The following is a 21,379-nucleotide window of genomic DNA, read 5'->3' on the forward strand; positions in this document are numbered from 1 at the left end:
CTGCGCGCCGGCATGTCGGCGCGCAACCATCCTCCCATCAGAAATTTGCAGGTCGTCCAACAGCTGATTCCGGCTGAATGCTGACGCTCGACCGAGGCCCGAATGAACAACACAACCATCCTAGAGTGCCGCGACGTCTGGAAAATCTACGGCGCAAAAGCCGAGAGTTTTCTGGAACACACACCCAATCCGCAAAAAGGCGAGCTGCGCAAGCAGGACCTGATTGGTGCCGTGCGCCGCGCCAATGTGCAGATCCGCAAGGGCGAGATCTTTGTGATCATGGGGCTGTCCGGCTCCGGCAAATCCACACTGGTGCGCTGCCTCTCGCGTCTGGTTGAACCAACCGCAGGCGAAATTTTCTTTGAGGGCAAGAACCTGCTCACCATGAGTGAGGCAGAGCTGATCGACATCCGGCGCACCAAGATGGGCATGGTCTTTCAACAGTTTGCCCTGCTGCCCCATCTGACCGTTCTCGAAAACGCCGCCTTTCCGCTGGATGTGCAAGGCGTCGACAAGAAAACCCGCGAAGCCCGCGCCATGGAAATGGTTGAACTGGTCGGGCTGAAGGGGCGCGAAAACAATTACCCCCGCGAACTTTCCGGTGGGCAGCAACAACGGGTCGGTATTGCCCGATCTCTCGTTGTCGAACCTGACCTGTGGTTTCTGGATGAACCGTTTTCAGCCCTTGATCCGCTGATCCGGCGCGAAATGCAGGATGAATTCATGCGGCTGCAAAACATGCTGCATAAAACCATTGTCTTCATCACCCATGACTTTGACGAGGCGATCCGCCTTGCTGACCGCATAGCCGTGATGAAAGACGGTGAAATCCAGCAGGTCGCAACGCCCGAGGAACTGGTGCTGAACCCGGCCACCGACTATGTCGCGGAATTCACCCGACACGTCAGCCGCTCCAAAGTGATCACTGCGGGCTCCATCGTACAGCCACTGGAAGATGCCACCTTTGCTGGCACCGTCGACCACAAACAGCTTATCGATGACATCGCCAAACAGATCGAAGGCTCTGACGCCCCCTACAAGGTCGAAAAAGACGGCGAGGTCATCGGCCAGATCACCCGACAAGGCGTGATTGATGTGCTTGTGGGGCGTTCATAAATGCCGCGTTGGATGACATCGGGGCGGCTGTTCTGGCTGGCGCTCTTTGCCGTGACCTGGGCGCTGTCCACATGGTCATTCCAGCTTTACAAAGCATTGGACGCACGCTGGATCATCCGGTTTCCAACAAAATGGCAGCTGGAGCTTGATGGTGCAATCAGTGGATTTCTGACCTGGCTTGTCGAAGACGCGGGGTTTTATTTCTTTTCTTTCAAGGACCTGACCCGAGCCATCGCGGCCCTGATCGAGGCACCTTATCAGTTTCTGCGCAATCTGTTGATCGAAGGATTTTCAAGTGGCTACGGCGAAACGGCGGTGCAACTGGCCCCTTCCCTCAGCTGGATTGCCGTCATCATCTGTATCGCCGCCATCGGGCTTTACGCCCGTGACTGGGCGTTGGCAGCATTGGTTGGCTGTTGTTTCTTGTATCTCGCGGTATTCGGTCAATGGCACAGCGCGATGATCACATTGGCCTCGGTCCTGATTGCCGTGCCTATCGGTGCTGTTGGCGGGCTGTTTCTGGGCATCGCGGCCTATCGCCACCGGTGGATTGATATGGCCCTGCGCCCCGTGCTGGACCTGATGCAGACCGTCCCCGTTTTCGCCTATCTTGTCCCGATCCTGATCTTGTTCGGCTTTGGACCCGTTGCCGCGCTGGTCGCTACAATCATCTATGCGATGCCGCCCATGGTGCGTATCACCATCGTTGCTCTGCGCAGCGTCCCGGATGAGATCCTTGAGGCAGGGCGTATGGCGGGCTGTACCCGTCGTCAGATCATGTGGAAAATTCTGGTGCCCTCGGCCACACCAACGCTGATGGTGGGGGTCAATCAGGTGATCATGCTGTCGCTGAATATGGTGATCATCGCCTCGATGATCGGTGCGGGGGGCTTGGGCTTTGACGTGCTGGCCTCGCTGCGCCGGCTTGATATCGGCGGAGGGATCGAGGCCGGTCTGGCCATTGTCCTGATGGCCATCGCGCTGGACCGCGCCAGTCAGGCGTTTTCCGAACGTAAATACCGTGCCCGCAAAACCGGCAATCTGATGCAGCGCTATCCGCTGAGCAGCACGGTCCTTTGTGTCGCAATCGTCACGATGATCCTTGGGCGCTTTATCCCGGCGATACAGACCTATCCAGAGGCGCTGACCCTGACAACCGGGCCTTTCTGGGCCGGTGCGATGGAATGGATCAACGTCAATTTCTTTGACACATTCGAGGCCATAAAGCTGGTAATCCTTCAAGGGCTTCTGCTGCCGGTCAAAAAGTTCTTTACCGGCATCCCTTGGGCTTGGGGCATCGTTGCCACGGGTCTGATGGCGGCACGGATCGGTGGCTGGAAACTGGGCATCATTGCCATGCTGATGATGGGGTTCATCGCCGCCAGCGGGCTGTGGAGCAAGGCGATGGTCACGATCTACCTTTGTGGTGTGTCGGTGCTGATTGCGACCGTGATTGGCATACCGCTCGGCATCTGGGCGGCGGAACGGCCCAAGGCGGGTAAAATCATCCTTGGCCTGATGGACACGCTGCAAACCTTGCCCAGCTTTGTTTATCTGATCCCGGTCATCATGCTGTTCCGTGTCGGAGATTTCAGCGCGATGATCGCCGTGGTGCTTTATGCGCTGGCACCTGCTGTGCGCTATGCCGCGCATGGTTTGGCTGATGTGCCTGAACAGATGATCGAAGCGGGCCATATGGCTGGCTGTACCAAGCGCCAGATCCTGTGCCGCATCAAACTGCCACTCGCCACGCCACAGCTTTTGTTGGGATTGAACCAGACCACCATGCTGGCGCTGTCGATGCTGGTGATCACCGCTTTGGTCGGTACCCGTGATCTGGGTCAGGAGGTTTATATCGCGCTGACCAAGGCCAACGCCGGCAAGGGGATTGTCGCGGGTCTATCGGTCGCCTTTATCGCCATCATCGCTGACCGTCTCGTCAACGCCTTGGCGCTGGGACAACGCAAGAGGTTGGGTTTATGACGCCTGAAATCATTGACAAAGTCGCGCGGCTCAGCTGCTTTGAGAACCCGCAAGATATTGTTGCTCTTGGCGGCGGGCTGACAAATGTGAATCTGCGGGTGGATGACCGGGGCCAGCAGTATGTTGTGCGCCTTGGCGAGGACATCGCCGAACATGGTGTGATGCGCTGGAACGAGCTGGCCCTCTCGCGAGCCGCCAGCGCGGCAGGGTTCTCACCCAAGGTGATCCACCATGAACCGGGTGTTCTGGTGCTTGAATTCCTGAACGCACAGACCTTCACAGAGGCGGATGTGCGCAACCCCGACAATTTGCAGCGGATCGTTTCAATGATCACCCACGTCCATCAGGATCTGGCGGGTCACCTCAGCCAACCAGTACTCGCCTTCTGGCCGTTTCAGGTGAACCGCAGCTATGCCGCGCGATTGCACGCGGACGGGTCGCCCCACGCCAGGGCCCTGCCTGCGATGCTGGCACAGCTTGATCAGCTCGAATCCGCCGTTGGTCAGATTGACATGGTGATCGGGCACAACGATTTGCTGGCCGCCAATATCCTCGACGACGGGGACAAGCTGTGGCTGATTGACTGGGAATACGGCGGGTTCAATTCTCCGCTGTTTGATCTGGCGGGGCTGGCGTCAAACAACGCCCTGTCCGAAACACAGGAACGCGCAATGCTGGCGCAGTATTTCCAATCCGACCCTGATCAACACTGGCGCGCCTACAGCGCCATGAAATGCACCTCACTGATGCGCGAAACGCTGTGGTCGATGACCTCTGAAATCCATTCCGAACTGGATGTGGATTACGACGCATATACCTCTGAAAACATGGACCGGCTTACTTCGGCACTTGCCGATTTTGCGCAGACATAAGGTTTGAAATGACACTCCCATCCTCTTCAAAGATCATCATCATCGGTGGCGGCATCATCGGCTGTTCGACGGCCTATCATCTGGCGCAAATGGGTCACGACGTGCTGTTGCTGGAAAAGGCACAGCTGACCTCCGGTTCCACATGGCATGCCGCCGGTCTGGTCGGGCAATTGCGTTCCAGCGCCAATATCACCCAATTGCTGGGCTATTCGATCGAGCTTTACGATAAGCTTGAGGCGGAAACCGGCCTTGCCACGGGCTGGAAAATGAACGGCGGTTTGCGCCTTGCCTGTAATCAGGAACGCTGGACCGAGGTCAAACGACAAGCCACCACCGCCCATAGTTTCGGTCTTGATATGCAGCTGCTGACCCCGCAAGAGGCGCAGGATCTGTGGCCCTTGATGGATATCGGTGATGTTGTGGGCGCAGCTTTTCTGCCAACTGACGGTCAGGCCAGCCCCTCTGACATCACACAGGCCCTGGCGAAAGGTGCCCGTGCCAAAGGCGCACAACTGCTTGAGAATACCCCCGTTACCGAGATTTTGACCGAGAAGGGCAAGATCGTCGGCGTGCGCACACCGCAGGGCGATGTCACTTGCGAAAAGCTGGTTCTGTGTTGCGGGCAATGGACGCGCACCTTGGCCAAATCCATCGGGGTGACGGTGCCGCTGGTCTCGGTTGAACACCAATATATGATCACCGAGGCCTTTGGCGTGCCCTCCGATCTGCCAACACTGCGCGATCCCGACCGGTTGACCTATTACAAGGAGGAAGTCGGCGGTCTGGTCATGGGCGGCTATGAACCCAATGGCATCCCATGGGCCAAAAACGGCATCCCCGACCCGTTTGATTTCCAACTGCTGGAATCAAATTTCGATCACTTTGAACAACTGGTCGAGCTGGCCCTGCCCCGCGTGCCGGCCCTTGAGACCACGGGCATTAAACAACTGATCAACGGCCCCGAAAGCTTTACCCCCGACGGCAATTTCATCCTTGGCGAAGCGCCCGAAATGGCCAATGTCTTTGTCGGTGCCGGCTTTAACGCCTTTGGCATCGCATCAGGCGGCGGCGCGGGCATGGCACTGGCCGAATGGGTCGCAAAGGGTGAACCGCCCTATGATCTCTGGCCGGTCGACATCCGCCGATTTGGTCGCCCACACACCGACGAAGACTGGGTGCGTGCCCGCACCATGGAGGCATACGGCAAGCATTACACCATGGCGTGGCCATCCGAAGAACACAGCAGCGGCCGCCCCTGCCGCCGCTCACCGCTCTATGGTGCGTTGCAGGACAGCGGCGCAGTGTTTGGTGAGAAACTGGGCTGGGAACGCCCGAACTGGTTTGCCGAAGCCGGGGAAGAGGCGCGCGATATCTACACCTTTGACCGTCCAAACTGGCATGGCCCCGTTGCGCGCGAACACAAGGCCGCACGCGAGGCCGCCGTGCTGTTTGATCAGACCTCTTTCGCCAAATTCATCCTGAAAGGCCCCGACGCTGAAGCTGCGTTGAACTGGATCGCCGCCAATCGCGTGGACAAGCCGGTGGGCTCGATCATCTATACCCAGATGCTGAACGATCACGGCGGGATCGAATGTGATTTGACCTGTGTGCGCATCGCCCAAGATGAATATTACATCGTCACCGGCACCGGCTTTGCCACCCATGATTTCGACTGGATTTCCCGCAATATCCCCAAAGGGATGAATGCACAGCTGGTCGATGTGACCTCTTCCAACGCGGTATTATCGCTGTTTGGACCGAAAGCCCGCGCCATTCTGGAACAATGTACCCGCGATGATGTCGGCCACGAGAATTTTGCATTTGGGCAGGCCCGCACCATCGGCATCGCCGGTTGTCCGGTTCTTGCGCTGCGCATTACCTATGTGGGGGAATTGGGCTGGGAATTGCACCTGCCAACCGAATATGCCCTGACCGTATTTGCCGCGCTGCATGAAGCAGGCGCAGCCCACGACTTGCGTAATGCTGGCTACCGCGCCATCGAAACACTCCGGCTGGAGAAGGGCTATCGCGCGTGGAGCTCGGACATCGGGCCGGATCACACACCGGACGAGGCCGGCCTTGGCTGGGCGGTAAAGATGAAATCCAACATAGCGTTCAAGGGACGTGAAGCCGTGCAGGCCCAGCGCGAGAGCGGCGTGAAAAAGATCATGGCGACCTTTACCTGCGACGGCGATGTCATCCTGTCGGGCCGCGAGACGATCTATCGCAACGGAGAACGCTGTGGCTGGCTCTCCTCAGCAGGATACGGGCATACGCTTAGGACAAGCATCGGCATGGGGTATGTGCGCAGCAACCAAGCCATTGATAAAGAATATGTTTTATCTGGTGATTACGAGCTGGAGGTGGCCACCCATCGGGTTAAGGCCAAGGCAACATTGGCCCCGCTTTATGACCCGAAGATGGCAAAGGTAAAATCCTGACAGGGCTACATTCCGCGCAAAAGATGCGCTACCCTGCAGCGCGACTGGCCCAGGAAATCACCCCGGATGAGCAAAACTGACAAGCCGATTGCCTATATGCAACGCACCCGCGACTATTATCTGGCGCTGGGCTACGGTGCCCCCTACGTTTGGGCCAGTTTTGCGGATGTGCCCTTTACCCCGCTGGCAAAACCACTGGCGGAATGCACCCTTGCCTTGGTTAGCACGGCGGCACCCTACCAGCCGGACAAGGGTGATCAGGGCCCCGGCGCCCCTTATAATGCCGCCGCCAAATTCTATGAAGTCTATGCCCAACCAACAGCCGGCACCCCCGATCTGCGGATTTCCCACATCGCCATCGACCGCGATCACACAACAGCCGAAGATCCGGCAAGCTACTTCCCTCTGGCGACCATGAAAGACGCGGTTGCTGCCGGGCGTATTGGCAAACTCGCGGATCGGTTTTTCGGATTGCCCACCAACCGCTCCCAGCGCACAACCATTGAGGTGGACGCCCCCGCCCTCCTTGCTCTCTGTCGTGAAAACGGGGTGGATGCCGCCGTGCTGGTGCCGAACTGCCCTGTATGCCATCAATCCGTTTCAATCGCCGCCCGCCAGTTGGAAGAAGCCGGTATCGCAACTGTCATCATGGGCTGTGCCAAGGATATCGTCGCACATGTCGGCGTGCCGCGCTTCCTGTTCAGTGACTTCCCATTGGGCAATGCCGCGGGCCGCCCGAATGATCCCGCATCGCAGGCCGCGACCCTAGCGATGGCCTTGGACCTGTTGGAAACCGCCCAACTGCCCCGCACCACCCGGCAATCCCCTCTTAAATGGAATGGCGCTGCGGATTGGAAAGACGACTATTCCAACCCAGCCAAACTTACGGCGGTAGAGATCGCACGTCGAAAACGGGCCTTTGACGAGGGTAAGGCCACCGCCAAACAAGTGTTGAACAGCTAGGTTCGGCGCGCATAGATATTGCCTTGCTGGCTTGTTACAAAGCTATGCAAGGGCGAGCCCACCGCAAGCCGCTTTCATCCGGCATCCCTCGCTCCATCGGAATCCGTCTGCTTTCGCTTGTCTAAGTCACAATTGGCCCCAAGCTGGTCTTGCATAGGCCACGGTTTTGCGTGACAACCGGCACCACCGGTCCCGTAGCTCAACTGGATAGAGCACCTGACTTCTAATCAGGGGGTTGGGGGTTCGAGTCCTCCCGGGATCGCCAGTTGATAGATGCGGTGACGTTCGACATCCGTAGACCGGCTTTTCGACGAAAGTTGGTTTTTGTGATTTGTTGAACGTTTGTGAGTATGCGCAGGCACATCGTTGGTCAAAGGGCCAGCTTTGATACGATGGTGATTGGGCCACGACGACCAACCGAGAACATGCGGCCACCGTCGACACTGTCGAAAGCCTTGTGGAACTGATCGGTTTCTCAAACACAGACTTTGTTGAGTACGACTTCTGATCTGTTCAGTGCGTCTCAACAAAGTGCCGCCCCCCCGTCATAAGCGCGCGACCTCATCTATTCAAAGGGCAAGAGAACAGCGATATAGCCAGAGCGGTTGTGCCTTACGCTTCGGTGCAGACGCCATTCGAAAATGGTTATTAAATCTCAGATTATTCTGGTCCTTATGTCACAACACAGGCCCCGCATTTGCAAAAACATCCCAACCCCATGCAACTTGCGCCGACGACGGCCTTTCATGACCAGCTTCATCACTAATCCTAAAAGAGGTCACAGTTTTGGCCAGCTTGCCTGACATCGCTTGCCTACAACAGGAGACAGCGATGCCCTACGCCCTTGATATCCCCCGCCATCTGCCCGGTTGTTTGAACTGGTCCGATTTGCCGGGGACACCCAAAGACAGCGCCGCGCCAACCAGATTAAGGCGCGAGCCGGCCAAGCTCTTGCCGCCAATTCGCTTTATTCAAGAACACTACGAAGAAGACTTGAAACGCTTTCCCGTTCCCAGAACCTTGCCTGACATTTTCCAAGGGCGCTGGTCCGGCAGCTTTTTCGTATCCGAGCGGTTTAGGAGGGTCGTGTCTGACATGGAGGCGGTCAAACACCACTTTCAGCCCGTTGATTTGACCATGCTTGACGGCACAAGGTTCCCCACAGGGTATTTTGCGCTTGGGATTGCTGATTCCGTGGTGGCGATTGATGCGGAAAACTCCGAAGTGAAGGCAAAATTCTTCGACGGAAAGAAGTTCTATTATCTGGCGACAGACAATTCGCAAAACACCGGCATGAAAGATAAATCCTTTAGCGGAGATTTCTTCGGTTATGTCGGTGCGAAGGGGCAACCGTTTATCCAGTGGAAAGAGGAGCAATTAGACGGAAGGCACCTTTGGATGGATAAACACTATCCATCAGAGGCGTTCATTTCGGACGCGCTGGCCCGGGCCTTCAAACGCGAAGGCATCACCGGCTTGTCCCTTCGCCCCTCGGCCATCACAGGCGGGTCCGAACGGTCCTCTCGTGGCTATCTTCAACGATTGGGGAAACGGCTGCGGCACTTGCAATCACGACGCTATGACGCATTGGAAGATCACTAGTTCAATTCGATTGACTGATATGGCCCCGGTCCGTGACCAAGCGACGGCCAGCATCAACTGACGCTGGATCTATCGCGTGGCAATCACCGCAGCTGCCCCACCAAGGGAACTTGCCCCGACACGGTTGGCAATCTTCATCGCCCGCGGCGTTCTCAGAAATTTTCGCGCATGATGCGCAAGCGCGACCCAGAAAATATCGATGAAAGCCAAGGCGGCCACAGTCACCACTGCAACAAGCGCCCACAGCGACAGGGACGCGTTGGTCACATCGATCAGCGTGGGCAGAAGGGCGAGATAGAAAACCATGATTTTGGGATTCCCCAGTGTCAGCGCCAAACCGGTGGCAAACATCGACCACCCGCCGCGCCCCTCTGGCAAGGTGTCGCCATCCGCGGCAACAGGCGCATGCCACATTTTCCACGCCAGAAACATCAGGTAAGCCACTCCGCAATATTTCAGGATTACGAAAGCTACGTGAAAGGTCTCTGCCAATGCGGACAAGCCAGCCATGGCAACGCTCAGCCAGATGACCTCGCCGATCCACATCGCAGCCAGAAAAGGCGCAATGTCGCGCCAGCCGTTTGACAGAACACGCGACACCAATGCCGCGATACTTGGCCCGGGTGTGCCAGCATTGATCAGCAGGGCGAAGGCGAAAAGAAGAAGTGCATAGGGTTCCATAGATCAACCATAGTATTGGGATATGAAGGAGGTAAAGCGATTTACCCGGCCGACCTATGCGCCACCCCTGCCCACCGGAGCCACCGAAACAGGTCATACTTGCCGAATCGACTGCCACAATTGGGGCCGGTGGCCATGACAAACCCCGCGCATCCGGGGCGCGGTGTTTCGAAAAACGCCCCATATCCGGTTGCATGCGGGAGATTGGCCCGAAGGGCAGCACAATAATGGCCGAATTGTGGCGAAAATAGAGCAAAGAATTGAAAAGCCCCTGCGTTCGATCAATGCTGAGTGTCTCTAATCGAGGGCTTAACCAATGCATATGATTCAGGAACCAATTACCTTGTCGCAAAATCTCTGCGTCAATGCGTATAAGCAGGCCCAATCGGACGGCACGGCCCGAAAGCTGGCAGGTCCTGCACCACGGGCATCAAATGCACCCTCAGAAAGCCCCATCAGCAAAACGCGTTCGAAGAAAGCAACCAAAGAGCTGAAGGTTTCGGTGCTAAGCTCGCTTCAAAGCCAGTCAAATGCCGGCACGGTAAACATCCGCGATGTAGCCGTTGCGCTCGATCGTATTCTCAAAAAACCTTAGGATGTTGCTCCCGGCACTATGAAGGGGCCGCAGTTCCGGCCCGACGAACGAGGCGCTGCCATTGGCCGGGAGAAATACCATAGTTTGCCTTGAACCGCCGCGTCATATGGGCTTGATCGCTGAAACCCGCCTTCATTGCCGCATCTGCCAAGGTAAGCCCGCCCGCAATATCTGACCGCGCCCGATCCAGACGGCGCATGGTAAGATACCGGTAGGGGCTTGTTCCAAAGGCTTTTCGGAACTGTCTGGCCAGGGCATATCGGTCCAGCCCGGTGACAGCCTCAAGTTCCTCCGATTTCACGATGTGATCCTGGTGCGCATCAAGATATTCCTTGGCACGCGCCGCTGCCTGCACATCAATCAAGGCACTGGATGCACGATGGGCCGACCGGTCATTTGCGCGCAGCCCATCCGCCAACAGCACCGCCAGCTCAACCAAGGCGACCGGTTCCAGCGGAGCCTCCATATCCGAAAAGGCCGAATGCACCGCGTACATCAACCGCGGGTCGCTCAATACTGCGGTGCTTAGAAATGGCAGCGCGCTTGCCGTTGGCCCAAGGGCTTCACGCACCAAGGCTGGTTCAACATAAAGCATCCGATAGTGAAAACCGTCCTCGGTTCCCGCCTGCCCGGTGTGGATTTCATCAGGATGCAGCACCATTACCTGCCCTGCAAGGCTATCCGCGCGGGTTCCCCGATAGTCAAAGCTTTGAACCCCTCTAATCGTATACCCGATAGAATAGGTGTCATGCCGGTGCGGCGCATAAGCATCGCCGGAAAAATACGCTTCAATCCGCTGGATGCCTGTTTGCCAAGGCGCGGCAGCAACCCAATCTTCCGTGCACGAACGTTCAAGACCCGGGGTCAGGTCCTGTGGTCTTAGGTCAGCGGATCGTCGTGCGCGTGAAATGTTCATTCTCCCGATTGGCAACACAGGTGCGGCTTAAACACAATAGAAGGTACTTTGCGATGAAACCCGTCAACCTGTCTGAAAAACTAGGATATTTTTCCACCCATTGGGACCCTCATGTCATTGCCGACTATAACGAAAACGAGGTGATGGTGGTAAAGATCATGGGTGAATACCCTTTCCACAAGCATGAGGAAACCGATGATTTCTTTTATGTTCTTGAGGGTGAACTGCAAATGGACATTCAGGGCGAACCCTCCCACACCATCAAAGCGGGCGAATTGTTCATCGTTCCCAAAGGTATTGTTCACCGGCCAAGAGCCACCAGTGAAGCCAAGGTGCTGTTGATTGAACCAAAGGGCGAACCGAACTCTGGCGATGCTGATCGTGAAGCGGCACCAAAGACCCGGATTTGAGTCTGCTTGAGGGGATGGCGCAGATTCTTCATCCCCTCAACAATTCAATCCTCCTGAAAAGTGACCAATGCAGTGCCCCACCTCAGGCTTCCGCAACAACTCCCATCACTCCGGTAGCGTGATCGTGAAATATATATTTCTTTCATCAGCTTACGATCTTACACGCGGCCTTGCAAAAGATGCTGGGCGCTTGAACCCGTTGGTCTGCCTCACCTGCAAGGGAAAGATTTTGGGTGTTGCGATTGCATCATCCTTGTCCTATCGCTGTTGATGAAATGCATTGGTTTGGGCACAAACGACCCTAAACCAGTCACGAAATAATCCGTCGGGGGGCCCTTTGGGGCTGAGAGGTGCACGCACCGACCCGTCGAACCTGATCCGGGTTATGCCGGCGTAGGGAACGGGTAAATTTGTGTGGCTCTGACCGCACGAGACTCTTTCTCACGTTCGCACGCCCATCATTTGGAGACGTGCCAGTGACGAAAGAAACACCCATCGCCCTGACCATTGCAGGATCCGACAGCGGTGGCGGTGCAGGCATTCAGGCGGATCTCAAGGCGATTTCGGCAAATGGCGTCTACGGGGCCAGCGTCATCACCGCGGTGACAGCACAAAACACAGCCACAGTCACCGCAGTGCATGAGGTTCCGGCCGCTGTTGTTGCGGCGCAAATTGATGCGGTCCTATCGGACATTGATGTGAATGTGATCAAGCTGGGGATGTTGTTCTCTGTGCCGATCATCGCGGCAACGGCCCAACGACTTGCGGCCTTTACTGGCCCCGTTGTTGTCGATCCGGTGATGATTGCCAAATCGGGTGATGCGCTGTTGCAGGATGCTGCCGTGGATGCGCTCATTGCGCAGATCCTGCCCCATGCCACACTTCTCACGCCGAACCTGCCCGAAGCGGCGCGCCTGCTGAACACCACAGAGGCGATAACGCCCGAGGAGGTGGCGGCGCAGGGACAAGCCCTGATCAAAATGGGGCCAAAGGCAGTCTTGATGAAGGGAGGCCATGCACGCGGCAAGACCTGCACCGACCTTCTTGTTGACGCAACCGGCGTGATCGCCAGCTTTACAACACCACGGATCGACACCCGCAACACCCATGGCACCGGATGCACCTATGCCGCCAGCATTGCGGCGCAGCTTGCCCATGGGCGCGACCTCAAAGAGGCCGTCGCACGGGCACATGCCTATCTTCAGGCGGCAATCAAAGCGGCGGATAGGTTGCATATCGGCAAGGGGCACGGCCCGGTGCATCACTTTCACGGCCATTGGTCATGACGCAGATAGCGATCATCGGGGCGGGCGTTGCCGGTCTTTGCGCAGCCCGGGCGCTGTCGGATCGCGGCGCTGATGTTGTTGTCGTGGATCGCCATGCTGACATCGGGGAACACGCCTGTTCATGGTTGGCCGGGGGGATGTTGGCACCGTTCTGCGAAGGAGAAAGTGCCGAGGAACCTGTGGTCCGTCTGGGTGGTGAAGCAGCCGATTGGTGGGCGACAAAAACCGATACCCTGCGACGTTGCGGCTCGCTGGTGGTCTCCCCCGCGCGCGACAAATCCGACCTTATCAGATTCGCCCGGCGTACAACCGGTTTCCGCGAAGTCGACCGCACCGGGATTGCAACCCTTGAACCAGATCTGGGAGAGCGTTTCGGGAAAGGGTTGTTCTTTGAGAGCGAAGCCCATCTTGCCCCGCGTGCGGCGCTGTCTCAACTGCGTGCCGGCCTTGTGGCTGATGGCGTTCAGTTCGTCCAAGACAACGCGGACCCGGTCCAATATGCAAAACGCTGCCTGACCATCGATTGCAGAGGGTTTCAGGCAAAGGACAACCTGCATGATCTGCGCGGCGTCAAAGGCGAGATGTTGCTGCTGTCCTGCCCTGACGTGAGCCTAAACCGCCCGATCAGGATGCTGCACCCTCGTGTGCCCCTTTACATCGTGCCACGCGGGGACGGTGTTTTCATGCTGGGGGCGACGATGGTCGAAGGTCGTGCAGGCAAACATGTCAGCGCCCGTGCCCTGCTGGAATTGCTTAGTGCGGCTTATGCGTTGAACCCTGCCTTTGGCGAGGCCGAGGTGCTTGAGATTGGAGTCGATAGCCGCCCCGCCTTTCCCGACAACCTGCCCCGCATCCGGCGCAGTGGCAATTTGATTCACGCCAATGGGTTGTTCCGCCACGGTTTTCTTCTGGCCCCCGCCATGGCGCGGATGCTGGCCGAATTGATATTCGACAATAAAACTCCGGAGGTAATGGATGAAACTGCTGCTTAACGGTGCGCCAATCAATGCGCAGGCGACGACATTGGCCGATCTGCTTGTGGCCGAGGGGTTTGGCGGGGCCAAGGTTGCGACCGCCGTAAATGGCACCTTTGTTCCTGCACCCGAACGGGCGGATTATGCTCTCTCGGCAGGTGACGCGGTTGAGGTCCTTGCCCCGATGCAGGGCGGATAGGACATGCGTGACTTTTACGGAACGGCATTGGCCAATGGCCTCATGCTTGGGACGGCGCAATACCCCTCGCCCGCGATCTTGAAGGACGCCTTTGAACGCAGTGGCGCAAGTGTCGCCACAGTATCCTTACGCCGCGAAAGCGGACAGGACCGCGCCGGACAGGATTTTTGGCATTTGATCCGTGCGCTTGATGTGCATCTTCTGCCCAATACCGCCGGATGCCACAGCGTGAAAGAGGCAGTGACAACCGCACATATGGCCCGCGAGGTGTTTGATACCAAATGGATCAAGCTGGAGGTGATTGGAGAAGAGGATCTGCTGCAACCTGATGTTTTCGGACTGGTCGAAGCGGCACGTATTCTGACCGAGGACGGTTTTCAGGTGTTCCCCTATACCACCGAGGATCTGGTCGTCGCGGAACGGCTGTTGCACGCCGGCTGTGAGGTTCTGATGCCATGGGGTGCGCCCATCGGGTCTGGTCTGGGGTTGAACAACATTTTCGGGCTGCGGGCCATGCGCGCGCATTTCCCAGACGTGCCATTGGTTATTGATGCAGGCCTTGGTCTCCCCTCACAGGCTGCCGCCGCGATGGAACTGGGTTTTGATGCTGTTCTGCTGAACACCGCTGTGGCCAAGGCTGGTGACCCCGCTGCCATGGCCGCCGCCTTTGCCGCTGCGGTCAACGCGGGTCAATTGGCGCAGGCCGCCGACCCGATGGAACCACGTGACATGGCCGCCCCGTCTACCCCGGTGATCGGAAAGGCCTTTCTGATATGAGCCTGGATCGTTTTTATCCGATTTTTGACAGCGCCGATTGGATGGAGCGGTTGGTTCCGCTGGGGATCAAACTGGTTCAACTGCGGATCAAGGATGTTTCTGCTGATGTTGTGTATTCCCATATTGATCGCGCCAAATCGATATGTGCGCAGCACGATTGCACGCTGATTATCAACGATTATTGGCAAGCCGCAATTGATGCGGGCTGCGACTATGTTCACCTTGGGCAGGAAGACCTTGATACTGCCGACATCACCGCGATCCGCGCTGCCGGGCTGCGGCTTGGCATCAGTACCCACGACAAGGCAGAGCTGAAACGTGCCATGGCGCTTGCCCCCGATTACATCGCGCTGGGGCCAATTTATCCCACGATCCTGAAGAAAATGAAGTGGCGGGAGCAGGGCATCGCAAAGCTGACCACCTGGCGCAGTTTAATTGGAACCACGCCGCTGGTGGCAATAGGCGGCATGTCCGTCTCCCGCGCGGCAGGCGCGTTTGAGGCAGGCGCGGATGTGGTCGCCGCAGTCACCGACATCACCTTGAACGAAAGCCCCGAGAACCGGGTCCGCGCATGGCTGGAGGCGACAAGATGAGCCGATATGCCCGTCAAATCTGCCTTCCCGAAGTTGGTGAAACGGGTCAAGCCGCGATTAAGGCCGCGCATGTTCTTGTAGTGGGCGCTGGCGGCTTGGCGGCGCCTGTTCTGCAATATCTGACCGGTGCGGGCGTTGGCCGCATGACGGTGGTGGACGGTGATGTGGTGTCCCTGTCCAACCTGCACCGGCAAACCCTGTTCCGCACGTCGGACATCGGATTGTCCAAAGCGGTTGTCGCGGCAAAAACATTGCGGGAGCTGAACAGCGAATGCAGGATTGAAGCCGTTGAAACCCCGCTTGATCCGGCAAATGTGACAGCTTTGGTGGCGCAGTGCACTTTGGTGCTGGATTGCGCCGACAGTTTCGCCGTCAGTTATATCCTGTCTGATACCTGCAAAATGCTGGGTGTCCCGCTGATCAGCGCCTCAGCCTTGGGAATGACCGGCTATGTTGGCGGGTTTTGCGGTACAGCACCATCCATGCGGGCGGTCTTCCCGGGTTTGCCGGACCGCGCCGCCACCTGTGCCACGGCCGGGGTTATGGGCCCCGTTGTCGGCATGATTGGCACAGCACAGGCGCAAATGGCGATGGCCTATCTTATCGGTCAGACACCCTCCCCTTTGGGCCAGTTGATCCGCTTTGACATGCAAAACTTCCGCGGCAGCGGTTTTCGTTTCGACAGCGCACCGGAACCTGCCGCAGATCTGACCTTTATCGCGGCATCCGATGTCACCGCCGAGGATTTTGTCATCGAATTGCGCGACATCGACGAGGCGGCAATCCCAGCAACCGAAAACGCACGACGCCTGACCGTTGCGGCATGTGCCGCGCAAACCCTGACACCCGCCGCCGATCAACGCGCCGTTTTCATTTGCCGATCCGGTTTGCGGGCCTGGCAGGCGGCCAGTCACCTTCGGACCTATTGGGACGGAAAAATCACCTTAATCGCAATGGGCGACACGCCACCAACAGAAAGAAAACCCATATGAAACTAACATCTGTAACCGCAGCGCTTGCTTTCGCGGCCTCCCCCCTGATGGCCCAGGACGATATGACCGTCTTGCTGGATTGGTTCGTCAATCCCGACCACGGCCCCCTGATCATCGCGCAGGAAAAAGGGTATTTTGCCGAACAGGACCTGAACGTCAAGATCATCGCCCCCGCTGATCCGTCAGACCCGCCCAAACTGGTCGCCGCCGGCAAAGCGGAACTGGCGATTTCATATCAGCCTCAACTGCACATGCAGATCCACGAAGGCCTGCCTTTGCAACGGGTTGGCACATTGGTTGCCACCCCGTTGAACTGCCTGTTGGCACTGGCAGAGGGGCCCATCCAATCTCCGGCGGATCTGGCGGGCAAAAAGGTTGGCTTCTCGGTCGGCGGTGTCGAGGAGGCGGTTCTGGGTTCCATACTGCGCCATCATGGGCTGTCGCTGGATGACGTCGAATTGGTCAATGTGAACTGGTCGCTGTCCCCCTCCCTGATGTCAGGTCAGGTGGATGCCGTTATCGGTGCCTACCGCAATTTTGAACTGAACCAGATGGAGATCGAAGGGGTTGAGGGCAATTGCTTCTTTGTCGAGGAGGAGGGCCTGCCAGCCTATGATGAGCTGATCTATGTTGCCAACACCGACACGATGGACAAAGAGATGATCGCCCGCTTCCTCGCCGCGACAGAGAAAGCGACCCAATACATCGTGAACCATCCCGAAGACAGCTGGGAGCTCTTTGCCGGCACCTCCGCCGAGCTGCAGGACGAGCTGAACGCCAAGGCATGGGTTGACACATTCCCACGTTTTGCACTGCGTCCCACAGCCATGGACGCGGGCCGCTACGCAGCGTTTGAAGCGTTTTTACACGAGGCTGACCTGATCCCATCACAAAACCCCGTTTCCAAAATCGCAATCGATGTGACCGTAAAATGATGACACCTGATTATGGCAAAACCTTCGCGCTTTGGCGCGAAGGGGCCGCAGCCCCATGGCGCGATTACACCCATCACCCTTTTGTCGAAGGGCTAAAAGACGGGTCGTTACCACGTGCCGCATTCCTGCATTATCTGGTTCAAGATTATGTGTTTCTGGTCCATTTCTCCCGCGCCTGGTCAATGGCCGTGATCAAATCCGAAACCCTAGAGGAAATGAGGATCTCTGCCGGTACCGTCAATGCATTGGTCAATCACGAGATGTCGCTGCATGTGAAAACCTGCGCGGCCCAGGGCATTGACGAAGCGGCCTTGTTCGCCGCGCCCGAAGCTGTCGAGAACCTTGCCTACACCCGCTATGTGATGGACGCAGGCCTGCAAGGGGACTTTCTGGACCTGATGGCCGCCTTGGCCCCCTGTGTTCTGGGTTACGGTGAAATCGGGCGGCGTCTGGCAAGCAGCAAGGCAGAGGAAACGCCCTATGCCGAGTGGATTTCGGCCTATGCAGATCCAGAATACCAGCAGGTTTGTACCAATGTCGGCAGGATGATCGACAAGGCTGTGGAACGCCGGATCGGTGATTTGGCACATGCGCCCCGCGCCGACGCCTTGCAGACCCGGTTCACCATGGCCACCAAATTGGAAGTCGGGTTCTGGCAAATGGGGTTGGATGGCGCATGACCCTGTCACCGGGGATCACACTGAAAGGCCAACATCGTCTAGAGAGGCATGTGTTATTTGATGCGGATCTCCATATCCCCGGCGGGCAATGGACCTGCCTTCTGGGCCGGTCAGGCGTGGGCAAGTCAACAGTTCTGCGGCTGATCCTTGGGCTTGAAACCGGGGGAGAGTTTCAAGGCAGCTTTGCAGCAACCGACGGGTCCCCCTTGGCGGGGCGGATCAGCTATATGGCCCAGTCGGACCTGCTGCTGCCATGGTTGTCGGTGCTGGACAACATCTGTATCGGTGCGCGGCTGCGCGGGGAGCCATCGGATACTGATGCCGCCCGCGCAATGCTGCACCGCGTTGGATTGGCGGCGCATGCACATCAGAAACCAGCCACACTTTCAGGTGGAATGCGGCAACGGGCCGCCCTCGCCCGCACTCTGTTTGAAGACCGCGCAATCGTGTTTCTGGACGAGCCGTTTTCAGCGCTGGATGCCGGCACCCGTGCTGACATGCAGGAACTGGCTGCCGAAGTCTTACAGGGCCGCACCGTTTTGCTTGTGACCCATGATCCGGCAGAGGCCGCGCGCCTGGCCCATCAGATTACCGTCATGTCCGCGCAAGCCACACAAAACTGGCCGACACCGCAAACAAGCGCCCTACGTCAGATCAACGCGCCCGAAACACTCGCCTGTCAGGCCGCGTTGCTGGAATACCTGCGTGGAGCCAGCGTATGAGATTACAGGATATCCTTTTGGCTCTGTTGATTGGGTTGGGCCTCTGGCACGCGCTGGTGATCCTCACAGATGCACCGCACTTTATCCTGCCCTCCCCCTGGCGGGTTGCGCAGGCAGCTTACAACAGCCGGGTGATCCTGCTTGAAAACGCATGGGTCACAATGATCGAAGTTGGTCTTGGGCTTGTTATTGGCAGCCTGCTTGGTGTGGTCACGGCAATCCAACTGGCCATGTCAAAGACCGCGGAACGGCTGATGCTGCCAATCCTTGTGTTTACCCAGGCCGTGCCTGTCTTTGCATTGGCCCCGCTTCTGACACTTTGGTTCGGCTATGGCATGGGGTCAAAAATCATCATGGCGGTTCTGATCATCTACTTTCCCGTTACCTCTGCCTTTCACGACGGGCTGACCCGGATCGACAGCGGATACCGCGATTTGGCGATATCAATGGGGGCGGGCAAATGGACCTTTATGCGCCACGTTCAAATTCCCAATGCACTGCCCAGCCTTGGCAGCGGCCTAAGGCTGGCCGCGGTTTACGCCCCGATTGGTGCGGTGATCGGTGAATGGGTCGGCGCGTCCAAAGGGCTGGGCTATCTGATGCTGCTCGCCAATGGGCGCGCAAAAATCGACCTGATGTTCGCCAGTTTGATCGTCCTCGCCTGTCTGACGGTGATCCTGCACATCAGTGTGGGCATGCTGGCGACCAGGTTAACCCGCTTCACCCAGGGCACCTGTGGTAACAGAAAGACCTGACTGACACGCAAGCAAGTTGCGGGCCACACCCCCATTAGATAGGGCCGTATCCTCGCCTCCGGCGGCGGGCCGCTCCACCCCTATCGAATAGCGTTGCCTCGCCCCCATCCGCGTTCGCTATGTGGCAAGGTTTCAGAGCAAGCCGCTTTCAGCGGTTGTTCAGAAAACCTGCCCCAACTGGAAGGAATAACGAATGCGCCAATGCACCAATGCACCAAAATGGACGGGAAAGGAAAGGGTCTGTCGCAAAAGGCAGAACTATGTGCCGTCTCACAAAATGTGAAATGGCGGACCGAGGAGGATTCGAACCCCCGACCCCCTGATTCGTAGTCAGGTACTCTATCCAGCTGAGCTATCGGTCCACTGAGGGGCGGTTTAGTGGGCTTGTCAGAGGTTTGCAAGCCCAAGTTTCATGCTAATCGGCACAAACTTCAAAGGATGTTCAGCGTACCGTCACCCTTTGGTAAAATTATCCGAAATCGCGTGCCCGATGCGTCGGTTTCGGCAAGGATAAGCTGCCCACCGTGACCTTTTACCAACTCGGCCGCGATGGCCAGACCCAGGCCTGAACCGCCTTTGCGCGCGCCTCCCTGAAACGGGGTAAACAAATGTTCCTGTGCCTTGGCAGGCAGGCCGGGACCGGTGTCGGAGACATCAATCTGCCAGGCGCTGTCTGATTCTCCCGCCTGTACCGTAATCTCTCCCCCCTGCCCGATACCCATCAGGGCCTGACGGGCGTTGCGGACCAAATTCGATATCACACGATACAGCTGTTCTGCATCAGCACGTACCATCATTCCGGCAGGCACATCAGTGACATAGCGGATCGGTTGATCACCGCTGGCCAGTTTTTCACCCTCCACCGCGTCTTCGATCAGCGTTTCAAGCAAAGCCATCGTCAAGGTCGGTCCCGGCTCCTCAGCGCGGCCGAAAGCCAGCGTGCTTTCGCACAGATGCACCGCGCGGGTGATCGATCCCACCAGCTTGGGTGCCATGCGCTTGACCACAGGATCCTCGGACATCTCGATCCGGTCGGTAAACAGCTGCGCCGAAGTCATGATGTTGCGCAGATCATGGCTGATCTTGCTTACCGCTGACCCAAGTTGCGCCAAGCGTTCCTTTTGTTTCAGTGCCTGTGTCAGATCTGTTTGCAGGGTCATCAGCGCCATCTCGGCTTCGCGCAATTCGGTGATGCTGGCCGAGGGCTCAATGATCCGGCGGGCATCTTCGGGGGCTTGGGCATAACGTTGCATATGGCCCACAACGCCCTTGATCGGCTTCAGCAGCAACGCCCGCAACGCCAGAAACAACAACACAGCGGTGATCACCGAAATCACCGCCGAAAGCACAAGGATACGGGTGCCATAATCAATCATCGCCATACGCAGCGGCGCGGTTTCCATGGTGACCTCAATCAGCAATCCGGCCTCGCGCACGGGTGCACCGATCACCCGTACAATCTCATTTCGGGGGCTGAACATCCGCCGCAACGCATCCCGGATCAGGGTCATCGCCGTGGCATCGCGCAGATCAAAAGTTTCCGATACCGCCTGTGGCATATTGGTGGACAGCACCAGTTGCCGCGCCTCGTCGCGCCGCAATACCACGTTGAACACCTCTGCATTGCGCAGCAGCTCGCTTTCCAGCTCCGGGTCCAGCATGTCGTCTGCAAGCAGCGCCAGCGATGCAATCTGCGCCCGCTCCAACCGGTTCAACATATAGTCTTCGCGAAACCGCGCGATAGAGGGCACGAAGATCAGGATTTCGGCGATCATCACAAAGACCGTTGTCAGGATCAAAAGCCGACCGGAAAGAGAGTGAACCATTGTGCGTTACCAAAGCAGGATGGCGGGGGTGCCATCGCAGACACCCGTTACCGGCAGCGTG

General features: G+C 57.6%; 21 protein-coding genes, 2 tRNA genes and 1 riboswitch. Of the genes, 19 read left to right on the forward strand and 4 right to left on the reverse strand.

Annotated features, from left to right (window positions below; translation table 11 throughout):
- Nucleotides 1-102 precede the first annotated feature (102 nt).
- The 7 genes from QQL78_RS12855 to QQL78_RS12885 all read left to right on the forward strand — a co-directional run bounded on the left by QQL78_RS12855 (nt 103) and on the right by QQL78_RS12885 (nt 8,977).
- Nucleotides 103-1,116, forward strand: coding sequence for a quaternary amine ABC transporter ATP-binding protein (locus tag QQL78_RS12855; protein ID WP_284374025.1), 1,014 nt, complete (start codon nt 103-105; stop codon nt 1,114-1,116).
- The gene (locus QQL78_RS12860; protein ID WP_284374026.1) at nt 1,117-3,099 is read left to right on the forward strand and encodes an ABC transporter permease; all 1,983 of its coding nucleotides are present in this window, start codon (nt 1,117-1,119) and stop codon (nt 3,097-3,099) included.
- Nucleotides 3,096-3,971 (forward strand): choline/ethanolamine kinase family protein, encoded by an 876-nt coding sequence (locus tag QQL78_RS12865; RefSeq protein ID WP_284374028.1) that lies wholly within the window; start codon nt 3,096-3,098, stop codon nt 3,969-3,971. Before QQL78_RS12860 ends, QQL78_RS12865 begins: the two co-directional genes overlap by 4 nt.
- An 8-nt stretch (nt 3,972-3,979) precedes the next feature.
- A complete protein-coding gene (locus QQL78_RS12870; RefSeq protein ID WP_284374031.1) occupies nt 3,980-6,412 on the forward strand; it encodes a GcvT family protein in 2,433 nt (810 codons plus the stop codon).
- Between the two features lie 66 nt (nt 6,413-6,478).
- Complete coding sequence (locus tag QQL78_RS12875) at nt 6,479-7,375, forward strand: glycine reductase (RefSeq protein WP_284374032.1); 897 nt, start codon at nt 6,479-6,481, stop codon at nt 7,373-7,375.
- 188 nt (nt 7,376-7,563) lie between these two features.
- A tRNA-Arg gene (locus QQL78_RS12880) sits at nt 7,564-7,640 on the forward strand.
- A 566-nt stretch (nt 7,641-8,206) separates the two neighbouring features.
- Nucleotides 8,207-8,977: an imm11 family protein gene (locus QQL78_RS12885; protein WP_284374034.1), complete on the forward strand. Its 771-nt coding sequence runs from the start codon at nt 8,207-8,209 to the stop codon at nt 8,975-8,977.
- A gap of 69 nt (nt 8,978-9,046) precedes the next feature.
- Here QQL78_RS12885 and QQL78_RS12890 read toward each other — a convergent pair whose 3' ends face one another.
- Nucleotides 9,047-9,658 (reverse strand): LysE family translocator, encoded by a 612-nt coding sequence (locus tag QQL78_RS12890; RefSeq protein WP_284374036.1) that lies wholly within the window; start codon nt 9,656-9,658, stop codon nt 9,047-9,049.
- Nucleotides 9,659-9,974: 316 nt separating this feature from the next.
- Here QQL78_RS12890 and QQL78_RS12895 point away from each other — a divergent pair, with 316 nt between their 5' ends.
- Complete coding sequence (locus QQL78_RS12895; RefSeq protein ID WP_284374038.1) at nt 9,975-10,253, forward strand: hypothetical protein; 279 nt, start codon at nt 9,975-9,977, stop codon at nt 10,251-10,253.
- Nucleotides 10,254-10,269: 16 nt separating this feature from the next.
- Here the strand turns inward: QQL78_RS12895 and QQL78_RS12900 are convergent, their stop codons facing one another.
- Nucleotides 10,270-11,169 carry an AraC family transcriptional regulator gene (locus QQL78_RS12900; protein ID WP_284374040.1) on the reverse strand — a complete coding sequence of 300 codons (900 nt, stop codon included), beginning with the start codon at nt 11,167-11,169 and terminating at the stop codon, nt 10,270-10,272.
- 53 nt (nt 11,170-11,222) lie between these two features.
- Here QQL78_RS12900 and QQL78_RS12905 point away from each other — a divergent pair, with 53 nt between their 5' ends.
- The 11 genes from QQL78_RS12905 (at nt 11,223) to QQL78_RS12955 (ending at nt 19,492) form a co-directional block, all read left to right on the forward strand.
- Nucleotides 11,223-11,579, forward strand: coding sequence for a cupin domain-containing protein (locus tag QQL78_RS12905; protein WP_284374042.1), 357 nt, complete (start codon nt 11,223-11,225; stop codon nt 11,577-11,579).
- A gap of 316 nt (nt 11,580-11,895) precedes the next feature.
- Nucleotides 11,896-11,996, forward strand: a riboswitch (TPP riboswitch).
- Between the two features lie 59 nt (nt 11,997-12,055).
- The gene (thiD, locus tag QQL78_RS12910) at nt 12,056-12,865 is read left to right on the forward strand and encodes a bifunctional hydroxymethylpyrimidine kinase/phosphomethylpyrimidine kinase (protein WP_284374043.1); all 810 of its coding nucleotides are present in this window, start codon (nt 12,056-12,058) and stop codon (nt 12,863-12,865) included.
- Nucleotides 12,862-13,857: an FAD-dependent oxidoreductase gene (locus QQL78_RS12915; RefSeq protein WP_284374045.1), complete on the forward strand. Its 996-nt coding sequence runs from the start codon at nt 12,862-12,864 to the stop codon at nt 13,855-13,857. Before thiD ends, QQL78_RS12915 begins: the two co-directional genes overlap by 4 nt.
- Nucleotides 13,841-14,038, forward strand: a complete 198-nt coding sequence (gene thiS / locus QQL78_RS12920) for a sulfur carrier protein ThiS (protein WP_284374047.1) — start codon at nt 13,841-13,843, stop codon at nt 14,036-14,038. Before QQL78_RS12915 ends, thiS begins: the two co-directional genes overlap by 17 nt.
- 3 nt (nt 14,039-14,041) lie before the next feature.
- Nucleotides 14,042-14,815 carry a thiazole synthase gene (locus tag QQL78_RS12925; RefSeq protein WP_284374049.1) on the forward strand — a complete coding sequence of 258 codons (774 nt, stop codon included), beginning with the start codon at nt 14,042-14,044 and terminating at the stop codon, nt 14,813-14,815.
- A complete protein-coding gene (locus QQL78_RS12930) occupies nt 14,812-15,408 on the forward strand; it encodes a thiamine phosphate synthase (protein ID WP_284374051.1) in 597 nt (198 codons plus the stop codon). The genes QQL78_RS12925 and QQL78_RS12930 overlap by 4 nt, the downstream gene beginning before the upstream one ends.
- Nucleotides 15,405-16,400, forward strand: coding sequence for a HesA/MoeB/ThiF family protein (locus QQL78_RS12935; RefSeq protein ID WP_284374053.1), 996 nt, complete (start codon nt 15,405-15,407; stop codon nt 16,398-16,400). The genes QQL78_RS12930 and QQL78_RS12935 overlap by 4 nt, the downstream gene beginning before the upstream one ends.
- Complete coding sequence (locus tag QQL78_RS12940; RefSeq protein ID WP_284374055.1) at nt 16,397-17,335, forward strand: ABC transporter substrate-binding protein; 939 nt, start codon at nt 16,397-16,399, stop codon at nt 17,333-17,335. The genes QQL78_RS12935 and QQL78_RS12940 overlap by 4 nt, the downstream gene beginning before the upstream one ends.
- On the forward strand, nt 17,332-18,015 hold the full coding sequence (locus QQL78_RS12945) for a TenA family protein (RefSeq protein ID WP_386258269.1): 684 nt from the start codon (nt 17,332-17,334) through the stop codon (nt 18,013-18,015). Before QQL78_RS12940 ends, QQL78_RS12945 begins: the two co-directional genes overlap by 4 nt.
- Complete coding sequence (locus QQL78_RS12950) at nt 18,012-18,737, forward strand: ABC transporter ATP-binding protein (protein ID WP_284374057.1); 726 nt, start codon at nt 18,012-18,014, stop codon at nt 18,735-18,737. Before QQL78_RS12945 ends, QQL78_RS12950 begins: the two co-directional genes overlap by 4 nt.
- Nucleotides 18,734-19,492, forward strand: coding sequence for an ABC transporter permease (locus QQL78_RS12955; RefSeq protein WP_284374058.1), 759 nt, complete (start codon nt 18,734-18,736; stop codon nt 19,490-19,492). Before QQL78_RS12950 ends, QQL78_RS12955 begins: the two co-directional genes overlap by 4 nt.
- 285 nt (nt 19,493-19,777) lie before the next feature.
- On the opposite strand, the gene QQL78_RS12960 is transcribed toward QQL78_RS12955, so the two are convergent.
- Together QQL78_RS12960 and QQL78_RS12965 are read right to left on the reverse strand one after the other, a co-directional pair.
- Nucleotides 19,778-19,854 (reverse strand) — tRNA-Arg (locus QQL78_RS12960).
- Between the two features lie 69 nt (nt 19,855-19,923).
- On the reverse strand, nt 19,924-21,318 hold the full coding sequence (locus QQL78_RS12965) for a sensor histidine kinase (RefSeq protein ID WP_284374059.1): 1,395 nt from the start codon (nt 21,316-21,318) through the stop codon (nt 19,924-19,926).
- Nucleotides 21,319-21,379 lie beyond the last annotated feature (61 nt).

The sequence above is a fragment of the Sulfitobacter pacificus genome, assembly GCF_030159975.1.
Classification (GTDB): Bacteria; Pseudomonadota; Alphaproteobacteria; order Rhodobacterales; family Rhodobacteraceae; genus Sulfitobacter; species Sulfitobacter pacificus.

Bases quoted from the DNA above. Each gene is read 5' to 3' on its own strand.
- QQL78_RS12855 (WP_284374025.1), top strand. From the start codon at position 103: ATGAACAACACAACCATCCTAGAGTGCCGCGACGTCTGGAAAATCTAC.
- QQL78_RS12860 (WP_284374026.1), top strand. From the start codon at position 1,117: ATGCCGCGTTGGATGACATCGGGGCGGCTGTTCTGGCTGGCGCTCTTT.
- QQL78_RS12865 (WP_284374028.1), top strand. From the start codon at position 3,096: ATGACGCCTGAAATCATTGACAAAGTCGCGCGGCTCAGCTGCTTTGAG.
- QQL78_RS12870 (WP_284374031.1), top strand. From the start codon at position 3,980: ATGACACTCCCATCCTCTTCAAAGATCATCATCATCGGTGGCGGCATC.
- QQL78_RS12875 (WP_284374032.1), top strand. From the start codon at position 6,479: ATGAGCAAAACTGACAAGCCGATTGCCTATATGCAACGCACCCGCGAC.
- QQL78_RS12885 (WP_284374034.1), top strand. From the start codon at position 8,207: ATGCCCTACGCCCTTGATATCCCCCGCCATCTGCCCGGTTGTTTGAAC.
- QQL78_RS12890 (WP_284374036.1), bottom strand. From the start codon at position 9,658: ATGGAACCCTATGCACTTCTTCTTTTCGCCTTCGCCCTGCTGATCAAT.
- QQL78_RS12895 (WP_284374038.1), top strand. From the start codon at position 9,975: ATGCATATGATTCAGGAACCAATTACCTTGTCGCAAAATCTCTGCGTC.
- QQL78_RS12900 (WP_284374040.1), bottom strand. From the start codon at position 11,169: ATGAACATTTCACGCGCACGACGATCCGCTGACCTAAGACCACAGGAC.
- QQL78_RS12905 (WP_284374042.1), top strand. From the start codon at position 11,223: ATGAAACCCGTCAACCTGTCTGAAAAACTAGGATATTTTTCCACCCAT.
- QQL78_RS12915 (WP_284374045.1), top strand. From the start codon at position 12,862: ATGACGCAGATAGCGATCATCGGGGCGGGCGTTGCCGGTCTTTGCGCA.
- thiS (WP_284374047.1), top strand. From the start codon at position 13,841: ATGAAACTGCTGCTTAACGGTGCGCCAATCAATGCGCAGGCGACGACA.
- QQL78_RS12925 (WP_284374049.1), top strand. From the start codon at position 14,042: ATGCGTGACTTTTACGGAACGGCATTGGCCAATGGCCTCATGCTTGGG.
- QQL78_RS12930 (WP_284374051.1), top strand. From the start codon at position 14,812: ATGAGCCTGGATCGTTTTTATCCGATTTTTGACAGCGCCGATTGGATG.
- QQL78_RS12935 (WP_284374053.1), top strand. From the start codon at position 15,405: ATGAGCCGATATGCCCGTCAAATCTGCCTTCCCGAAGTTGGTGAAACG.
- QQL78_RS12940 (WP_284374055.1), top strand. From the start codon at position 16,397: ATGAAACTAACATCTGTAACCGCAGCGCTTGCTTTCGCGGCCTCCCCC.
- QQL78_RS12945 (WP_386258269.1), top strand. From the start codon at position 17,332: ATGATGACACCTGATTATGGCAAAACCTTCGCGCTTTGGCGCGAAGGG.
- QQL78_RS12950 (WP_284374057.1), top strand. From the start codon at position 18,012: ATGACCCTGTCACCGGGGATCACACTGAAAGGCCAACATCGTCTAGAG.
- QQL78_RS12955 (WP_284374058.1), top strand. From the start codon at position 18,734: ATGAGATTACAGGATATCCTTTTGGCTCTGTTGATTGGGTTGGGCCTC.
- QQL78_RS12965 (WP_284374059.1), bottom strand. From the start codon at position 21,318: ATGGTTCACTCTCTTTCCGGTCGGCTTTTGATCCTGACAACGGTCTTT.